The 18,219-nt window shown below is 60.6% G+C and carries 14 protein-coding genes and 10 tRNA genes; 3 read left to right on the forward strand and 21 right to left on the reverse strand.

The window, feature by feature from the left end; genetic code table 11:
- Nucleotide 1 precedes the first annotated feature (1 nt).
- From glmM to ppc, 6 genes are all read right to left on the reverse strand, one after another.
- On the reverse strand, nt 2-1,342 hold the full coding sequence (gene glmM / locus PQG80_RS19850) for a phosphoglucosamine mutase (RefSeq protein ID WP_271753247.1): 1,341 nt from the start codon (nt 1,340-1,342) through the stop codon (nt 2-4).
- Nucleotides 1,343-1,430: 88 nt separating this feature from the next.
- Nucleotides 1,431-2,873 carry a CdaR family protein gene (locus PQG80_RS19855; RefSeq protein WP_271753249.1) on the reverse strand — a complete coding sequence of 481 codons (1,443 nt, stop codon included), beginning with the start codon at nt 2,871-2,873 and terminating at the stop codon, nt 1,431-1,433.
- The gene (cdaA, locus tag PQG80_RS19860) at nt 2,866-3,711 is read right to left on the reverse strand and encodes a diadenylate cyclase CdaA (RefSeq protein ID WP_271753251.1); all 846 of its coding nucleotides are present in this window, start codon (nt 3,709-3,711) and stop codon (nt 2,866-2,868) included. Before cdaA ends, PQG80_RS19855 begins: the two co-directional genes overlap by 8 nt.
- Nucleotides 3,712-3,880: 169 nt before the next feature.
- The gene (locus PQG80_RS19865) at nt 3,881-4,489 is read right to left on the reverse strand and encodes a zf-HC2 domain-containing protein (RefSeq protein WP_271753252.1); all 609 of its coding nucleotides are present in this window, start codon (nt 4,487-4,489) and stop codon (nt 3,881-3,883) included.
- Nucleotides 4,490-4,656: 167 nt separating this feature from the next.
- On the reverse strand, nt 4,657-5,214 hold the full coding sequence (gene sigW, locus PQG80_RS19870) for an RNA polymerase sigma factor SigW (RefSeq protein WP_432432781.1): 558 nt from the start codon (nt 5,212-5,214) through the stop codon (nt 4,657-4,659).
- 328 nt (nt 5,215-5,542) lie between these two features.
- The gene (gene ppc, locus PQG80_RS19875) at nt 5,543-8,335 is read right to left on the reverse strand and encodes a phosphoenolpyruvate carboxylase (RefSeq protein ID WP_271753254.1); all 2,793 of its coding nucleotides are present in this window, start codon (nt 8,333-8,335) and stop codon (nt 5,543-5,545) included.
- 233 nt (nt 8,336-8,568) lie between these two features.
- On the opposite strand from ppc, the gene PQG80_RS19880 reads away from it, so the two are divergent.
- On the forward strand, nt 8,569-9,297 hold the full coding sequence (locus PQG80_RS19880; RefSeq protein WP_271753255.1) for a class I SAM-dependent methyltransferase: 729 nt from the start codon (nt 8,569-8,571) through the stop codon (nt 9,295-9,297).
- Nucleotides 9,298-9,319: 22 nt separating this feature from the next.
- On the opposite strand, the gene PQG80_RS19885 is transcribed toward PQG80_RS19880, so the two are convergent.
- The 9 genes from PQG80_RS19885 to PQG80_RS19925 form a co-directional block, all read right to left on the reverse strand.
- On the reverse strand, nt 9,320-9,676 hold the full coding sequence (locus PQG80_RS19885; RefSeq protein WP_271753256.1) for a DUF1304 domain-containing protein: 357 nt from the start codon (nt 9,674-9,676) through the stop codon (nt 9,320-9,322).
- Between the two features lie 118 nt (nt 9,677-9,794).
- Nucleotides 9,795-9,869: transfer RNA gene (locus PQG80_RS19890), tRNA-Gly, on the reverse strand.
- A 56-nt stretch (nt 9,870-9,925) separates the two neighbouring features.
- Nucleotides 9,926-9,999: transfer RNA gene (locus PQG80_RS19895), tRNA-Gly, on the reverse strand.
- A gap of 7 nt (nt 10,000-10,006) precedes the next feature.
- Nucleotides 10,007-10,083 (reverse strand) — tRNA-Pro (locus PQG80_RS19900).
- A 12-nt stretch (nt 10,084-10,095) separates the two neighbouring features.
- A tRNA-Arg gene (locus PQG80_RS19905) sits at nt 10,096-10,172 on the reverse strand.
- Nucleotides 10,173-10,178: 6 nt separating this feature from the next.
- Nucleotides 10,179-10,253: transfer RNA gene (locus PQG80_RS19910), tRNA-Gly, on the reverse strand.
- Nucleotides 10,254-10,481: 228 nt separating this feature from the next.
- Nucleotides 10,482-11,237 (reverse strand): class I SAM-dependent methyltransferase, encoded by a 756-nt coding sequence (locus tag PQG80_RS19915; protein WP_271753258.1) that lies wholly within the window; start codon nt 11,235-11,237, stop codon nt 10,482-10,484.
- Nucleotides 11,238-11,266: 29 nt separating this feature from the next.
- Entirely contained in the window at nt 11,267-13,096 is a 1,830-nt protein-coding gene (locus PQG80_RS19920; protein ID WP_271753259.1) for an ABC transporter ATP-binding protein, read from the reverse strand.
- Nucleotides 13,093-14,859 carry an ABC transporter ATP-binding protein gene (locus PQG80_RS19925; RefSeq protein ID WP_271753260.1) on the reverse strand — a complete coding sequence of 589 codons (1,767 nt, stop codon included), beginning with the start codon at nt 14,857-14,859 and terminating at the stop codon, nt 13,093-13,095. The genes PQG80_RS19920 and PQG80_RS19925 overlap by 4 nt, the downstream gene beginning before the upstream one ends.
- Before the next feature lie 172 nt (nt 14,860-15,031).
- Between PQG80_RS19925 and PQG80_RS19930 the strand changes: the two genes are divergently transcribed.
- Together PQG80_RS19930 and PQG80_RS19940 are read left to right on the forward strand one after the other, a co-directional pair.
- Nucleotides 15,032-15,679 carry a carbohydrate-binding family 9-like protein gene (locus PQG80_RS19930; protein ID WP_271753261.1) on the forward strand — a complete coding sequence of 216 codons (648 nt, stop codon included), beginning with the start codon at nt 15,032-15,034 and terminating at the stop codon, nt 15,677-15,679.
- Nucleotides 15,680-16,675: 996 nt separating this feature from the next.
- Nucleotides 16,676-16,810: a hypothetical protein gene (locus tag PQG80_RS19940; protein WP_271753263.1), complete on the forward strand. Its 135-nt coding sequence runs from the start codon at nt 16,676-16,678 to the stop codon at nt 16,808-16,810.
- A gap of 6 nt (nt 16,811-16,816) precedes the next feature.
- Here the strand turns inward: PQG80_RS19940 and PQG80_RS19945 are convergent, their stop codons facing one another.
- The 6 genes from PQG80_RS19945 to PQG80_RS19970 form a co-directional block, all read right to left on the reverse strand.
- Nucleotides 16,817-17,371, reverse strand: coding sequence for a hypothetical protein (locus PQG80_RS19945; RefSeq protein WP_271753264.1), 555 nt, complete (start codon nt 17,369-17,371; stop codon nt 16,817-16,819).
- Nucleotides 17,372-17,613: 242 nt separating this feature from the next.
- Nucleotides 17,614-17,696 (reverse strand) — tRNA-Leu (locus PQG80_RS19950).
- 35 nt (nt 17,697-17,731) lie between these two features.
- Nucleotides 17,732-17,806: transfer RNA gene (locus PQG80_RS19955), tRNA-Gln, on the reverse strand.
- A 17-nt stretch (nt 17,807-17,823) separates the two neighbouring features.
- A tRNA-Val gene (locus PQG80_RS19960) sits at nt 17,824-17,899 on the reverse strand.
- A gap of 7 nt (nt 17,900-17,906) precedes the next feature.
- A tRNA-Glu gene (locus tag PQG80_RS19965) sits at nt 17,907-17,981 on the reverse strand.
- Between the two features lie 7 nt (nt 17,982-17,988).
- Nucleotides 17,989-18,064, reverse strand: a tRNA-Thr gene (locus PQG80_RS19970).
- Nucleotides 18,065-18,219 lie beyond the last annotated feature (155 nt).

Here is an 18,219-nt window from a genome sequence, read left to right on the forward strand (position 1 = left end):
CTTAGACGAGCTCCGCGCGAATGACGCCCGCGATCGTCTCGACATGGTCTTCGATCTCCGCCTTGTCCGGCCCTTCGGCCATGACGCGGATAAGCGACTCCGTACCGGACGGGCGTACGAGAATGCGTCCATTGTCGCCAAGCGCCGACTCCGCGGCCTCGACGGCCGCCGCGATCTCGGCGTTGCCTTCGTACTTCGACTTGTCCGCGACGCGAACGTTGACGAGTACTTGGGGATACTTGCGCATGACCTGCTTGAGCTCCCCGAGCTTCTTGCCCGAGCCGACGATCGTGTCGACGAGCTGCAGTCCCGTTAGGATGCCGTCGCCGGTCGTATTGTGATCGAGAAAAATGACGTGCCCGGATTGCTCGCCGCCCAGGTTGAAGCCGCCGCGGACCATTTCCTCCATCACGTAGCGGTCGCCTACGGCCGTCTTCGCGGTCGTCAAGCCCAGCTGGCCTGCGGCCTTGAAGAAACCGATGTTCGCCATGACCGTCGTGACGACCGTGTCGTGCTTGAGCCGTCCGCTCGCGCGCATCGCCTCGCCGCAGATGAGCAGCACGTAATCGCCGTCGACCTCTTCGCCGCGCTCGTCGATCGCGATGAGCCGGTCCGCGTCGCCGTCGAACGCAAGACCCAGATCTGCGCCGACTTCCTTCACTCTCGCCGCCAGCTTCTCCGGATGCGTCGATCCGACGCCTTCATTGATGTTCAGGCCGTTCGGCTCGGCGCCCATCGTGATTACCTCGGCACCCAGCTCGCGGAAAATCGTCGGCGCCAGCTCATAAGCGGACCCGTGCGCGCAGTCGAGCACGATCTTGAGACCCGCGAACGCGTGATTCACCGTCAGCTTCAGGTAATCGACGTACATGCGCTTCAGCGCCAGATCCGTCGTGACCGTGCCGAGATCCTTGCCGATCGGCCTCGGCAGCGTATCCTCCTCGGCGTCGAGCAGCCGCTCGATCTCGGCTTCCTTCTCGTCGAGCAGCTTGAAGCCGTCGCCGCCAAAAAACTTAATGCCGTTATCCTGCACCGGATTGTGCGAGGCCGAGATCATGACGCCTGCGTCGGCGCCGAGCGTGCGCGTCAGATAAGCGACCGCCGGCGTACTGACGACGCCGAGGCGGATTACGTCCGCGCCGATCGACAGCAGTCCCGCCGCCAGCGCGTTCTCCAGCATCGCGCCGGATACCCGCGTGTCGAGGCCGATGATGACCTTGGGCCGCTGCGCGCCCCCCGCGAGCACATAGCCGCCGCAGCGGCCGATTTTATAGGCTAATTCGGCGGTGAGCTCCAAGTTGGCTACGCCCCGCACGCCGTCCGTTCCGAAATATTTCCCCATGGTTGTCGTTGCTCCTTCTATCCCATTTCATATGCCTGACGGAGACGGGTCTTCCCGCCTGTCTGGTGTCTGCCTACGCGGCCACGGCCTATCCGCCATCCGTAGGAGATGACGTCGGCGTCGGATTAGGCGTAGGCGTCGGAGAGCCGCTAGGCGTCCCGGCGGGCGAGCCGCTGGGCGACGCGCTTGGGCTCGCCCCCTCCTCCTCCGCGTCCGGCGATCCGCTGCCCTCCGGCGTGATCCCTGCGCCGGAGGCCGCCTCGTCCGGCGGCGGCGAGCCGGGCGGCGGCGTAGGCTCGGTGCCGACGCTCGAGATCTCGACCGCGATCGACGTATTGCCGCCGATCTGGTCGACGAAGCGCGGCGAGTTCACGTTAAGCGGGATCGTATACGTGCCGGGTCCGCGCCCGCTGAGATCCGCTTCCACGCTGACGTCTCCCGGCTGCAGCTTGTCGAGTACGGCCGGCGCGCCCTTGAACGTGATGTCCACCTGCCCGCTCGCGGGATCGGTGATCTTCATCGCCAAGCCGCTGCCCAGTCCCTTCACGGTCACCGGCAGCCCCTGGATCGATCGGGTCTGCGTGAGCACGACCTGCACGTCGACCGTGATCGTAGCCGGCGACACTTCCGTGATCGCGCCCGTCTTTTTCAACGGAATCTCGACCTTGCCCGACTTGGTCACCTCGGACAGATTAAGGTCCGCCTCGATAAAGTCGATCTTGTCCAGCTCCGTCTGCGGCCCGTAGATCGTCGCCTGCTCCGCGCTCGGGCCGAGGTTGGCGATGCTGAGGCCGGCCGGCAGCTGTCCGGTCAGCTTGAGCTGGATCGGCACCTGCTTGAACGGATTGGTGATCGGCACTTCGACCTCGAGCACGGCGGGATCGACCTCGGCGCCCGGAATCTCCTGGCCGGAGCCGTCGTAGGCGACCAGCTTCACGCTCTTGTCCTTCAGCGTCGCGTCCGCGCCCTCGATCGAGATCGAACCGCCGACATGGTCGACCCGGTCCATCTCGCTCGCCGGCAGCGTGACGTGCGCGCGGTTGGTCGGACGCAGGATCGGCGCGCCCGCTTTGTACCCTTCCTTGGGCGTGCCCGTCGGCGTCACCTGGACCTCGAATTCCTTGGTCTGCAGCTCTTCCAGCACGACCGTCACGGTCGAGGGCTCGACCTGTATGGTCTGGATGCTCCTGGGCAGATCCGTTCTTAGCGTTATCGTATGCGTGCCCGCCTTGACGGTGCTTAAGTCCGCCTCGACGATATATCCGCCGTCCGCGCGGGCGGCCAGCAGGTCGCTCGGCGTCCCGCGCACGATCAGCTTGACCTTGGTCGGATCCATGCTCTTCAGGACGTAGCTCTGCTCGTCCAGCCCGCGCACCTGAACCTTCACGTCGTTAAAGGTGCGGGTCTCGATGAGCGAAGCGACGTTGTTCGGCGTGGAATCCGGATTGAAGTGCACGACCGCCCACAGCAGGATGCCGAGGGCGAGCGAGATGAGACGCACGGCGTTCGGATGGCTGAGCCACTTATCCATGGCCGTCACCGCCCTTCCTATCCCAGAACTTCCAGGGGATGCTCCAGCTCCGCCGCGCCTTCTTCGCATTGTTCTGGCGCAGCTCGTCGAACAGCTTGGAGATCAGCGACTCCTCCTTGATGTCCCGCACGATCTGCCCGTTCAGCGCGAGCGACACGTGGCCCGTCTCCTCGGAGACGACGATCGAGATCGCGTCGCACACCTCGCTGATGCCGATCGCCGCGCGATGGCGCGTGCCGAGCTCCTTGGAGATGAACGGGTTCTCCGACAACGGCAGATAGCAGCCCGCCGCCATGATCTCGCCGCCGCTCACGATGACGGCGCCGTCGTGCAGCGGCGTATTTGGAATAAAGATATTGATCAGCAGCTCCGAGCTGATCGCCGACTTCATCTTGATGCCCGTCTCGATATAGTCGCCGAGTCCCGTGCGCCGCTCGAACACGATCAGCGCGCCGATCTTGCGCCGCGCCAGATATTGGACGGACTTGATGACCTCGTTGATCGGATGGCTGATATCGTGCTCCTCCTGGGAGGAACGGCTGAAGAGCGTGCCGCGCCCCAGCTGCTCGAGCGCCCGGCGGAGCTCCGGCTGGAAGATGATCAGGATCGTCATGATCCCGAACGGGAATAGCTGGTTCATCACCCACTTGAGCGTGAACAGGTTCAACCAGGTGCTCAGCGCCCAGGTGAGTACGAGCAGCAGGATGCCCTTAAGCAGCTGCACCGCCTTGGTGCCGCGGACCAGCAGGATCATTCTGTATATAAGGTAGCTGACGATGAGGATGTCGGCGGCGTCCTTGACGGCGCCCCACACCGTTAAGTTTTCGAAGTAATCCAAGACGCACCCCCCGTCTGGCGTCTCGATCGGGTTTCCCGAATCTTGTCAGATTGCGCTTAGGATATGTATATATTGTTTTCTATAAACGATCTTCTAAATCCTGTTTAGAATACAAAAAAACCTCCCCGATGTCCAGGGAGGCCGCCTCTTCGGCCGCCCACGGCGGCCGTCAAGTCCCGTAAGCCACCGTGTCGAACCAGGTCGTTACCTTGTACCATGCCCAGTCGAGCGCCCTGTCCACGGTCTTCACCTTGCCTGCGATATGCGCGGTCGACGCCAGCGTCACGTTGCCGTCGATGACCGTCAGATTGCCCTCGACCTCGCCGAGCACCTCGGCCTCGCCGTTCTTGATCGTCAGATCGCCCTCGACCTTCTGGCCGGCGGGGACGATGACCTTGTTGCCCTCGATCACCACGTGCGACAGGTCTCCGCTCAGGCTGAGCTGATCGTCCTGATTCCACATGGCGACGAAGCTGGACAGCATGACGACCAGGAAGATCGCCGCCGCCGAGGCAGCCGGATGCCGCTGCACCCAGGACGTCCAGGCCCGCGGACTCCGCTTCTTGGGGAGCGAGGCCATGATGGCGTCGGTCAGATGGTCCGGCGCAGTCGGGACCGGCTGGGCATATATCAGAGCTTCCGCCCGCTCGAGCGCCTGGTAGCGCGCGTCGCAGGCCGGACAATCGCGAAGATGTTGCTGCAGCTGCACGGACTCGTCCCGGGGCAGGTCCCCGTCGAGATAATCGTGCATCCGCTTAACGGCATCGTTGCACTTCATGATAGCCATCCCTTTCTGCACAGGAGAACATACAGCCTCCTTTGCGAATGCTTCTATACTGTACGTACCGCGACTCGGGGCGGTTTCATATTTAGCGGAAAAATGGGCGGCGTCGGCAGCCTCACGGACCGTATCCAATCGGACGGGAGAACCGCCGCGTAACGGCGTTACAGCTTGTGCTCCAGCTTCTTGCGCATAAACTCGCGGCCCCGGTGAACCCGCGTCTTGATCGTCGTCACCGGCATGTCCAGCACGTCCGAGATCTCCTGCAGCGACATGTCCTGCAGATAACGGAGCACCATCACCGACTTGTACTTCACCGGCAGCGTGTCGATGGCGTCCCGGATAATCCGCTGCGTCTCCGACAGGATCAGCTCGCTCTCCGGCGTGCGGTCGTCGCTCGGCAGCATGGCATAGCCGTCGAGACCCTCGTGGTCCGACGACTCGGCGTCCAGCGAGTAGATCGGACGGCGCTTGCGCAGCCGGTCGATGCACAGATTGGTCGCGATCCGGTAGATCCACGTGGAGAACTTCTGGTTCTCGTCGTACCGGTCCAGATTGCGATAGACGCGCAGGAAGCACTCCTGCACGACGTCCTCCGCCTCCTGGCGGTTATTCATCATCCGGTAGGCCAGATGGTACAGCTTGTCCTTGTACAAATCCACGATCTCCGCGAACGCGCGCTGATCCCCTTTGCGGGCCAGCTTCGCTAGTCGCGTCTCCATTGGCTTCACCGTTACAACCCTCACCTTCTTCGCCGGTCGCCCGGCGCTCGCCCGTATCGTCCCCTTCGGCATCGCGTGCTCGCGAGCGGACGCCGTAGCCTGGCAGGGTCGGGAAGACCCTTCGCATGATGCGATCAAGAAAATGGTAATGCACATGTATCAAAAAAGCAAGACGCGGACATACGACGGCATGCGTAGCCACCGCGACGGATGATAGCATCCCCTGGGCTATCCTCGGGCAAACTTGCTCCGGCATTCCCCTGCGGCAGAAAAAAGGACCCGGGCATGTGCCCGGGCCCGTCGTGCCTATCGTCGCGACTGTCGCGTATCAGCCCGTATTGCGCAGGCCGGCGGCGATGCCGTTAATCGTGAGGAGCACCTCGCGGAGCAGCTCCGTATCGTCCTCGCCCCGGTCCCTATGCTGCCTGAGCTCGCTCAGCAGCTGCACCTGCAGGTAGCTGAGGGGATCGACGTACGGGTTGCGCAGCCGGATCGACTCCTGGATGACCGGCACGTTGTCGAGGATCTCTTCCTGGCCGGTGATCTCCAGCAGGATGTTCTTGGTGCGGTCGTACTCTTCCTCGACGAGCGTGAAGATCCGCGTGCGGATCTCGTCGTCCTTGATCATGTCGGCGTACTGCCGCGCGATCAGCAGATCCGCCTTGGCCAGCGCCATCTGCAGGTTGTCGACCAGCGTCGCGAAGAATGAGTAGTCGCGGTACATCCATCGCAGCGTCTCGAGCTTGGCGGGATCGCCGGCCACGTACTTCTCGAACGCAGTGCCCGCTGCATACCAGGCAGGAAGAAGATAGCGGCTCTGCGTCCAGGCGAATACCCATGGAATCGCGCGCAGATCCTCGAACCGCTCGCTGTTCTTGCGCTTGGACGGACGGGAGCCGATGTTGAGCTCTCCGACCTCCGACAGCGGCGTCGATTCCTTGAAAAAGGTCATGAAGCCCGGATCGCGGAAAATCAGGTCCTGATACTTGGTCTGCGCCGTCTCCGAGATCGACGGGAGGATCTCCTCCCAGCGCGCGTCGGCCGTCTGGTCCAGCGAAGGATGCTTCGCGAGGTACGCCGCCTTCACGAGCGCGCTCGTCGCCTGCTCCAGGCTGCGGTAAGCAATGCCCTCCATTGAATAACGGGACGTCAGCACCTCGCCCTGCTCGGTGATCTTGATGCCCGCGCCGATCGTGTGCGGCGGCTGCGCGAGAATGCTGCGGTTCAGCGGCATGCCGCCGCGCCCGAGCGCTCCGCCCCGGCCATGGAAGAACTTCAGCTTCACGCCGTATTCGCCCGCCGTCTCGGTAATCTTGTTGAGCGCGACGCGCAGCTCCCAGTTCGCCGTGACCATGCCGCCGTCCTTGTTGCTGTCGGAGTAGCCGAGCATGATCTCGTGCATGTCCCCGCGGGACGCCACGGCCTCGCGGTACACCGGCAGATCGAACAGCGTCTTCATGATCTCCGGCGCCGCGTGCAGGTCGTCGATCGTCTCGAAGAGCGGGGCCGACTGCACGGAACTGATGAGCTTGCCCTCGGGCGTACGGCGCACGAGGCCCGCTTCCTTCGCGAACACCATCACCTCGAGCAGATCGCTCGCGCCGCGGGTCATGCTGATCAGGTACGTCGTGATGCAGCTCTCGCCGAATTCCTCTTGCGCGCGATAGATCGTCCGGTATACCTCCAGGCATTCCTTGGTGCCCTCGCTGAGCGAAGCCGTCGCGTGCAGCAGCGGACGCGAATCCGACAGAATGCCGTGCAGCAGTTCGATCTTCTCTTGCTCGCCGAGCTCGTTGTAGCGATCCGTGACGCCTGCCTTCGCCAGCACCTCGGTCATCGCGTTCTCGTGCTCCTGGGAGTGCTGACGCACGTCGAGGGCGGCCAGATAGAAGCCGAACAGCTCGACCTGACGGATCAGCTTCTTCAGGTGCGTATCGGCGACGAAGTCCGCATAGTGGTGACGGAGGCTGCGGTCGATCAGCTGCAGGTCGGCGATGAATTCCGACACTTGGTGATAGCGCTGGGTCGTTCCCTTGAATTTCTCTTCGCGCATGTTCTGCAGCTTCTGGATCATATAAGTAATCTTGATGCGGTAAGGCTCGTTGTCGTTGGTCCAGCGGTCCACCGTGCGCAGCTCGACCTGCTCGCGCTCCTGCTCGATCGACTCGAGCAGCTCCGGGTTCACGTCGACGATCGTCGTGCTGAAGCTCATCTTGCGCATGAGCGCCTTAAGCAGCGTCTCGTACTTGTGAATAACCAGGTTGCGCTGCATGCCCAGCGTACGCCAGGTAATGTCGGCCGTGACGGACGGGTTGCCGTCGCGGTCGCCGCCGATCCAGGTGCCGAAGCGCAGGTAAGTCGGCACATGCCACTTTTGCTCGGGGTAGTACTTGGCCAGGCAACGCTCCAGCTCGTCGTAGACGTCCGGCAGCACGTTGAACAGCGTTTCGTGGAAAAAGTACATGCCGTTGCGCACTTCGTCGATGACCGTCGGCTTGCGGTCCCGCAGCTCGTCGGTCTGCCAGAGCGTGAGCACCTCGTTGCGAAGCTGCTCCCGCAGGCGCTCGCGCTCGCGGTGGGTGAGCGACGGATTGTCCAGCTCCATCATCTCGCTCGCGATGCGCTTGTGCACGTCGAGCACCGCACGGCGCATGGCCTCGGTCGGATGCGCGGTCATGACCAGCTCGAGCGAGATGCCGGACAGCAGCTCCTGCACCTCGTTCAGCGGAAGATTCTTGTCCTTCAGCTCCAGGATCGCGCTCTCGATCGAGCCCGGCTGGACCGCCTCGCCCGCGGAGCGCTCGTAGTCGCGCTTGCGCCGGATGCGGTGGTTCTGTTCGGCGATATTCACGAGCTGGAAGTAGATCGCGAACGCGCGGATCACCTGATGGCGCACGCCCGGCTCCAGCCCCGTAATCGTATTGACGAATTCCTCGTAAAGCTCGGGCACGAATTCCGCGCGGAGCGCCTTGCTCGTCTCCCGGATCTTCTCTACGTGGTCGAGCAGCTCGCGGCCGCCCTGGTGCACCAGCACCTCGCCCAGAATGTTGCCCAGGAACCGCACGTCCCGGCGCAGCAAGTGGTTGGTCGAGGAGCGGCTTTGCGTAGCCATTTCTGTCATCCCATTCACCTCAAAATCTTGACTTGCGACGCTAAACAATCTTCTAAACATCATACTACAAAAGCCTTATAAAATCTGCCCCTCCGCTCGCGCCCGCAAAAATAATGTACCCGCTTCGGATGCGAAGGAAAAGCTTGGGCGGCGCGGCTTACGCCGCTTGAGACCGCCTCTATCCGGCGGACGCTCTATCCATGTAAAATATACCTACTATGTAATAATGGAGGCCCACTGACATGACTTCATCAAATTCCGCAGCATCTTCATCCCCGTCCGAACCGAATCACGCTGAGATCTACCGCAGCCAGGCCGAACTGTACGACCGGCTGATCTCCGCCCAGCCTTCGCTCGGCGCGCGCATCGACGCGATCCGCCCGCTGGCCGGACTGGACGTCATCGACCTCGGCGCGGGCAGCGGCCGGCTGACCGTACCGCTCGCGGCCAGGGCCGGCAGCGTGCTAGCCGTCGATCTGTCGCCAGCCATGCTCGAGGTGGCCGCTGCCAAGCTGGCGGCGTCCGGCGCCCGCAACTGGCGCACCGCCGAGGGCAGCCACCTGCGCATCCCCGCGGAGGATGCCAGCGCGGACCTGGTCGTCTCGGGCTGGAGCATCGCCTATTCGGCCGGCGCGGGAGTCGATCAGGACGGCTCGGCGCTCGCCAGCATTCTGGGCGAGATTCGCCGCGTGCTGCGGCCCGGCGGCACCCTCGTCATTTTCGAGACGATGGGCACCGGCTTTGCGGCGCCGAACCCGCCCGCATTCCTGCTCCCCTATTATGCCGCGCTCGAGCAGGCGCACGGCTTTTCCCATGCGTGCTTCCCGTTCGACTACACGTTCTCGGACGCAACCGAGGCCGAGCGCCTGGCGCGCTTCTTCTTCGGCGACGAGACCGGGGACAAGATCGCGGCTGCCGGCTCGCGCATCGTGCCCGAGTACGCCGGCGTATGGCACCGCGTCTACGAATAAGCCTTTCGGCGCTGGTGCCGCGCTAAGTCCAGAGCACCAGCGCCAAGGCGACCAGAGCCGGCAGCCCCTGCACCAGCAGAATCGAGCGCTTCGCCGTCAGGCCTCCGAATACGGCGGCGACCAACACGCAGACGAGGAAAAAGACCTCGATCTGCTGCCCGGTCTGGCCGTTCGGGTGCAGCAGCCCCCAGCATAATCCGGCCGCCAGAAACCCATTGTACAGCCCCTGGTTCGCAGCCAGCGACTTCGTCGTTTGGGCCGTCTCCGGCGTCGTACCGAACGACTTCATCGCTCGGGGCGTGGTCCAAAGGAACATTTCGAGAATCAAAATGTAAACGTGCTCCGCAGCCACCAAGGCCGCAAAAATATGTCCCAGCATTTGGACGCCTCCTTTTAACGGAATTCAGTATATCATAAACGCCGACTGGCCCCTCTCATAACCGAGCGAGGTAAGTGGACACAAAAAATCCGCCCTTAGGCGGATGCGATGTTCGATATGGAGCGGAAAACGGGATTCGAACCCGCGACCTTCTCGTTGGCAACGAGATGCTCTACCACTGAGCTATTTCCGCATATGTAGACAAAATAAAAAGCCTTGATGGGCAAGGCCAATGCCTGCAAAAGGTGTTGGAGCGGGTGATGGGAATCGAACCCACGCCATCAGCTTGGAAGGCTGAGGTTCTACCATTGAACTACACCCGCAAAAAAATGGTCGGGACGACACGATTCGAACATGCGACCCCCTGGTCCCAAACCAGGTGCTCTACCAAGCTGAGCTACGTCCCGTTATTATGAAAATGGCGCGCCCTGAGAGATTCGAACTCCCGGCCTTCAGATTCGTAGTCTGACGCTCTATCCAGCTGAGCTAAGGGCGCATATCATGGAGCGGAAAACGGGATTCGAACCCGCGACCTTCTCGTTGGCAACGAGATGCTCTACCACTGAGCTATTTCCGCGCATTGCAGTCAGATGGGGGGCGATGTATTGCTTCGCCCTCGTTAGCGCGTTCCCCCAAAAGCGACTTTTTTATATTAGCAAATCCCCGCAACAAATGCAAGCGGAATTTTAAAAAAAGTGAAAAATGCTTTATTTGCCCCTGTGGATGCATTCGCAGTTCGCTCCGACAGCCGCCGGAAGGGCCACGAATCTCTCTGGCCCTTCCCCGTCGCGCGTGCCGGCCGTGGTTATACGCTGCCCCAATATATCTCGGTCTCATAATCGAAAGACACGTGTCCATCCTGCTGGTAGCGGTCGAAGATGGCCTGCAGGTCTCGCAGCATCGGCTCGTAGTTCGGGTCGCCCGGCACCGGCGTGTACGAGGAGGAACGCAGCCGCCCGCTCAAGCCGTCAAAGTCGAACAGCTGACGGTTGGGAAACCGCGCTTCGCGCTTCGTGCCCGGCTTAAAGAAAGCCGCAAGCTGTTCCGGCGTAATATTGCGATGGTTCACCATCGCATAATCGGTACCCAAGCGCTGCAGTAGCGCCTCGTACGCCTCGAGGAACGGGGAACCGCTCGTCAGCCGCGTATTCCAGATCAGGGCAGCCTTGCCGTCCGTACGGAGCAGCCGGCCGAACTCCCGTTTCGCCGCAGCCTGATCGAACCAGTGAAAGGCTTGCGCGGAGACGATAAAGTCGGCCGAGGCGTCCGGCAAACCGGTCTGCTCCGCCGCCCCGTTCACCGCTCGGAAGCCCGGGTACCCGCCCAGCGCCCGCTCCGCTTCCTCCCGCATGGCCCGGTTCGGCTCGACGGCCGTGACGGACGTGCCCCGCTCGAGCAGCAGCCGCGAGAAGATGCCCGTGCCCGCGCCGATGTCGACGACCTGAGACTCCCGCGCCAAGCCCGCTTCCTTATACAAGTAGTCGATAGCCGCCTCCGGGTAGCTCGGCCTGTATTTCACGTACGTTTCCACTCGTTCGGTAAAGCGCTCTTTGTTTTCCATGATCTGTCCAGCCTCCTCGTCCATTTAGGTTACCCTTCTTCCTCCGGACTCTCCCCTTGCCAGAGCTTGTGAAAGCTCTCGCTGGCCGCGAGCAGTTCAGAAGCCGTACCTTGTGCCTCGATCCTTCCCTCGCGCAGGAGCACGATGCGGTCTGCGCGCGCGAGGGCCGCTTTGCGATGGGAGACGACGAGGCAGGTGGTATTTCCTTTCGCTTCGAACAAACGCTCCCAAAGCTTACGCTCTGTCTCCACGTCAAGCGCCGAGGACAGGTCGTCGAAGACGTACAGCTGCGCGTCTCGAGCGAGCATGCGCGCTGCTGCCGTACGCTGTGCCTGGCCGCCGGACAGCTTCACGCCGCGCGGGCCTACCATCGTCTCGAGGCCGTCCCTCAGCCTGGCCACGTCCTCCTCCAGCACCGCCGTATGTAGGGCGCGCGCAAGCTCGTCGGGAGTCGACAGCGCTCCCAGGAGGATGTTGTCGCGCAGCGTGGCGCTGTACAACCTGGGGATCTGCGCGGTGTACGCGCTCTGCGGCGGCACGAAGAAGTCCGCCGGCTCGGCGACCGGCTCGCCGTTCCATCGGATCGTGCCTCGCTCGGCCGGCAGCAATCCGAGCAGCGTCCGCAGAAGCGTCGTCTTGCCGGAGCCGACCATACCGGTGACGACGGTGAACGATCCGCGCGGCAGCGTCAGATCGATCTCCTCGATGCCGCGTCCCGTATCCGGATACCGGTAGGTCAGGCCGGACGCATCAAGCTCGCGCAGGGGCTCTGCCTGTATGGACGGCGCGAGCGGTTCACCCTCATGCCGCCTCGCTGCACGCTCCTCTCGTACCCTCTCGCCGTCCGCTGTCCGCCGCCCTTCCTTCTTGCCAAGACCGATATAGGCCTTCTTTACGAGCAGCGTCGGCGACGCGCCACGCAGCATCTCCTTGAGGCGGTCGAAGCTGACGCCCATCTGCTTGTAGTAGGTCATGAAGTTGCCCACGTTGGAGATCAGCTGCGTCACGAAGGTCAGATAATATACGAATAATGAAAAGTCGCCGATGGTGAAGCTGCCGCCCCTCATCTTGAAGCCCGCCAGCAGCAGAATGATGCCCGTCCCGAGATTCACGGAGTTATTGAATACGGAGGAGAGCGTCTCAGTCAGCAGCTTGTCTCGGATCATCGACTGACGTCTGCTCTCGCCCAGTCTCGCGAACCGGTCGACGATCCGCTGCTCCGCCCCGGCAACCTGGATGGCCAGCACACTGCCGAACATCTCGCTGATCGCGCCCGTTACTTGAGCCGTCGACTCCCGGCTGGCCTCGCGATACTTGCGTATGCGGGCCGTCGCAATCTGCGCAGCGGTGACGACTAGGATAAGCGGTACGAACACGATGACCGTCAATTGGGCGTCGATCGAGAGCAGTATCCAGCTGGCCGCCACTACGAACCCGACGAGTCCCAGCGTATCTACAGACCAGCTCGTCGCTTCCTCGGCTTGCTCGACATCGTCTCTGAAGTTGCTGATGGCCTCGCCAGGAGACCCGGGGATCGCCCGCGCGCCCGGCGCCCGAAGCACGTGCGCCAGCAGATTGCGACGGAGCAGCGCGGCCAATCGGAAGCGGAACGCGACGTCCGTCAGGAACCCGCAATAGATAAGAGCGATCCGCGCCAGCGCGGCGGCTACGAGGAGCGCCGCAATCGCCGTAGCGCCGTAGGGGAACGGATGCGTGCCCTCCAGGTGGTCGAAAAAGGCCTTGGTCAGCAAACCCGGCACCAGCGGCGCCATATGAATAAGCGTCCATGCCAGCAGGTTCAGCAGGTACAAGCCGGGCCGGTAGCCCAGCAAACGCCAGAAAAACGTACTTGTCTTCATACGAGCACCTCCTCCATGCCGACGGCCAGCATCCGATTAAATCTGGATGCCGGATCTTCAGCGAGCTGCGCGCGCTTGCCGTGCTCGACGACCTGCCCTTGCTCCAGAATCGCAATGTCGTCCGCCCGTTGGATCGTCGCCAGCCGGTGGGCGATGATGATGCAGGTCCGGTTATTCAGCAGCCGGTCCACGGCTGCCTCGATCCGGCTCTCGGTGAGCGGATCCAGTCTCGACGATGCCTCGTCCAGGATCACCAGTCGAGGGTCGGTCAGGAACACGCGCGCAAAGGCAAGCAGCTGCCCTTCCCCCGCGGACAGTCCCGCGCCGCCGGAGGAGAGGTGCGTATCCAAGCCGTCCGGCAGACCTGCGAACCATGCGTCCAATCCCAGATCGGAGATGACTTCCAGAATGCGGCTGTCAGGAATCCGATCGTCGAGCAGCGTCAGGTTATCCCTCACCGTGCCGGCGAGTATCTCGATATTCTGCGTGACCATCGCCACCTGGGAACGCAGCTCGCTGAGCTTGAAGCTGCGGATGTCGGTACCGGACAGCAGGACGGCGCCCTGCTGCGGGTCGTAGAACCGGAGCAGCAAGCGAGCGATCGTCGTCTTGCCGCTGCCTGTCCGGCCCAGCAGGCCTAGCGTTCGGCCGCTCTCGAGCGTGAGGTTCACGTCTCGCAGCGTCGCAGGCCCGTCGTCCTCATATGCGAAGGTTACGCCGCGCAGATCGACCGTCGCAGGTCCGCGTGGCAGCGACGCGCCTGGGCCGTCCTGGACGGCGGAGCGCGTAGCCAGCAGTTCGCCGATGCGTACGAGACTTGCGTCCGCCTTTTGCAAGTCCTCGAGCTGCGTACGGATCTTCTCGATCGGCTTGGCCAGCAGCTCCGTGTAGTAGAACACAAGATACGCCGATCCGATCGTAAGTTCTCCCCTTTTCCATAGGAACGCGCACACGATGAAGGCCGCGGCATTGCCGAGCGCAAATACCAGAATCGTCGTGCTCCACATGAGGAAGTAACCCAGGAAGGCGCGAACGCGCATCGGCAGCATCCGCCGGGTCAGCTCGTAGAAACGGCTCATCGCGAAGCCGACCGCGCCGTTGGCCCGCGTATCCTCGGTGCCTTCGAGCTGCTCGCCGATGAAGCCGTAATATTCGGCATTGACCTGCCGCCACCGCGTCCAAATGGGCACGGCAAACTGTCTGATACGCTGGATCGCCCACATGCTCCCGACGACGAACACGGCCATCACGATGCCGATCCAGATATTTTCGCGGAACAGCAGCACGAGAATTCCCAACGTCAGCAGCCCGTTGCCCGCTAAGTTGATCATGAAGCTGGAGAAAAATTGCGCAAGCGCATTGACGTCCCCGTCCACGCGTTCGATAAGCGAACCTGACGTGTGCTTCTTGTGAAACGACATGTCGAGCGACAGACAATGCGCTGCCAGATCGACGCGGAGCTTGTTGGTCGTCTTCCAGCCCAGATTTTCGCTGAAGTAGGAGGCGGCGACGGATACCCCTTGCTGGATCAGAGAGAAGGCGATGAACAATCCCCCCGCGTAATAGAGCGGTGTCAGGCTGCCTTGTCCCTGCGCTGTGTCGATAAAATAACGGATGATCTGCGGATTGACCAATTGCAGCGCGATCGACGACAGCAGGAGCACCCCAAGCCAGACCAACGGCCGCCACTCCGGGAGCAAATAACGTTTGATCATGACGCCATATTGACGGTCTTGCTTTGGGTTTTCTTTGGTACGGCTCATCTCTCACCTCATGAATCAATCCCTGAATCTGCCATGCCGTCTATTATACAGGGTGTCGGACGCCTTGGGCGACTGGATTTCCGGAAGTCTCTGGAATTCTCATTGTGCGGGTACGAGGCGCAAGGTACACTTGACTTATGCAGCTCATCTTACGGAAGCGAGGCGTTTAGAGATGGCAGATAACTATACGATCCCTTATCGTACCGAGGAGATTGACGACGCGGAATGGGACGCGCTTCCTTCGTTACGGATTTCTCACTTCCTATGGGAAGAATCCGACGATCCCTACCGGCCAGAGGTTCAGGTACGTCTTTATTTCACGGACGAGGCCATTTTCGCACGTTTTCGGACGTACGAAGCCGACCCTGTCGCCGTACATAACGAAGGATTCAATCCCGCCGTCTACCAGGATAGCTGCGTAGAATTCTTCCTGCAGCCCTTACCGAACCGGGACGCACGCTATTTAAACTTTGAATTCAACTCGCTTGGCTCTATGCTGCTCGGCCTCGGCGTTGACAGAAATGACAGGGATCCGACCCCTGGCCATCAACCTGAGTTGTATGGCACACATGCTGAGCGGGGTCTACGGGATGAACAAGGCCAAGTTTATTGGCAGCTTTCCTTCCGCATTCCTTTTACGGTTCTTACGGATTGGTTCCCCGGCTTCGCCGCCTCCGATCTCATGGCGATGAAGGGTAATTTCTATAAATGCGGAGACCACACGCCGCGTCCGCATTACGGCGCTTGGTCCCCTATTACGGAGGAAGAACCGGATTTCCACCGGAGCGAATACTTCGGCAGCTTAATCCTTCAGAAGTAAATCGTCAGCCGCATGAAGAATTGCCGCAGAGCCGTAGGAGTGTTTCTTACGGCTCATATCCATGCAGCTCTCACGCAAGCATTAATGAAGCTTATCTTTAATGAGGATCATGTTAAACGCCATACAATGCAAAAAGCCTTTGACGGTAACCCATCAAAGGCTTCGACGATTAGATAATAAAGTTGATACGCGTAGAGGGAATAAGTTTCGGTCTTCTGTGCGAATGACTAAGCAATCTATTTTAACGCGCATAAGCTAACAGCGTAATAAACAACAACGTTGGAGGTGGGTTGTATGGGTTGTGCAGTTGGTGGAGCAGGTTATGGCGGAGGCGCAGCTTTCGTGCTTGTCCTTTATATACTGCTGGTCATTATTTTAGCCGCTGGATTTAGCGCTTGTTAATTAATATGAATGCCGTCTTATTCCCATTTCATCAAGCTCCTGCCCGTATTGTCTGACCTTGCTCTATCACTTTAAATTTTGCGCACCTTTATACCCCCGCCTACTGTTGGATAGGCGGGGGTTTGCTGTTATTGCTCCTTCTGACCACTCGCTCTACGTAAGACGTTAGCTAAGCGGTTGGCTTTCGCTTTACTTTTCGGGTTCCTCCTTCGGTCGTGGAAAAATCCGATCCTGCCGTCCTTCTGTACGGTATACAGATTCAGGACTCAAATCTTGCCGTCCTTCTTGACGCCTTGATCGATAAGCCCGTCCTTGCCGTATTTTGTTGTCCTGGTTCGGGTCGTAGTCCTTGATCCATTTCCCGTCAATGCCGACCATCAGAACGTATGGCCGCCGCCGGTTAGGGTCCAGGCCCCATTGTGGCAATTACGAGCGCGCTAGCCGCGAGCGCCGCCTTCGCATCGGACAGGCTGCCGGTGAGCTTGGACGTCAGTCCATAGAGCGAGCGATAACATTGAAGTAGCTTTAGGCGGTACCACTATTTACGTTTGGCACCCACGTTAAACGGCGAGGGCGGCGGTCTCAGGCGGCAAGATGCCCCGCCCCTCGTACTCGCTGGCGACCATCGCAAACGACGTCGGCACGCAAGCGCTGGACCCGATCGTCTACGAAGGATCGCCGCGCCGCGTATACTATACGGACGCCCAGCGCTTGTCCTCTCGGCTGTAGTAGCAGTCATGTGACATCCCCCTTGGTTTTGGTCTCTGTCACGATAAGCGCCCCGGTCTTCGTCTCGGTCGCCGTGGTGCCCGGCGGATTCAATATCTTGTTGTGCATCTGACCCGCTGCGAGCGCCACAAGCAGGCCGTTTGCCCCGGATAGAACATTATAGAAGCCGCTATTCGAACGGTGAAGCCCCAAGGCGATCTGCGTAAGCGTCAGGCTGGCCCAGCCGACCAAGATGGCGTAAACGTCCGTCGGCAGGCCGAGCAGCCATCGATCAAGCAGCACCTTGGTGGTATAGCACGACGAAAAACGGACCGCCCCGGTCAATATACCGAGGGCGCCCCAATTCGCGGTGAGTTGTTTGCACTGACCTTCATGGACGAACTGAGAATTTAAGAACGTGAATAGAAGGAGAATTTCTTTCAGGCGCAGGATAAGTGGTAATGTACGAACGGTCGCCGATAGGTCTTTCACGTAGGATTCGGTAAGCCAATTTATTTTACTTATCCATCCCAGTGGTGATACGGACCTGAAGAAGATCCAAGCAGGCTTCGACGCTCCCAATACTAATGACCGCCGATCTATACACCCACGTCACAAAGGAGGCGCGCAAGGCTACCGCTGAAAAGTTCGATCGATCTAACCCGCGACCGGGGAAGCGAGGTTAAGTTCGCTCCCACGCCGCTCCCATGGTCAGAATAAGCGAACATACAAGCCCCTAAATGAGCCCCCAAATGAACCCTCCGCTTAAAACCACAAATAAAAAAATCCCTTATGCATCAAGGGATTCCGAGAAGTTATGAATTTGGTGCGCGTAGAGGGACTTGAACCCCCACGGTTGCCCGCCAGATCCTAAGTCTGGTGCGTCTGCCAATTCCGCCATACGCGCAGATGGCCAGTGTCTAGCCGGCTGATAAAACCAAATGGCTGGGGATCTAGGGATCGAACCTAGGAATGACGGAGTCAAAGTCCGTTGCCTTACCGCTTGGCTAATCCCCAACGGATAAGATAAAGGATGGTGGAGGCTGAGGGGATCGAACCCCCGACCCTCTGCTTGTAAGGCAGATGCTCTCCCAGCTGAGCTAAGCCTCCGTATGTATGGTGACCCGTGGGGGAATCGAACCCCCGTTACCTCCGTGAAAGGGAGGTGTCTTAACCGCTTGACCAACGGGCCATAAAACTGGAGCTCTCAACCGGGATCGAACCGGTGACCTCATCCTTACCATGGATGCACTCTACCTACTGAGCTATGAGAGCGTATGTTCACAGAGCTTGCGCCCTGAAAACCGGATGCGAAACGCATATGCGCTTAGAAATTCTCATTGCCTGTGCGGCTTGCCGTTTGGTCTGCTTCGTAAGCAAACCGTAGGATAAGCCCTCGACCGATTAGTACTCGTCAGCTACACCCATTA

It is taken from the genome of Cohnella rhizoplanae, from assembly GCF_948329515.1.
Classification (GTDB): Bacteria; Bacillota; Bacilli; order Paenibacillales; family Paenibacillaceae; genus Cohnella; species Cohnella rhizoplanae.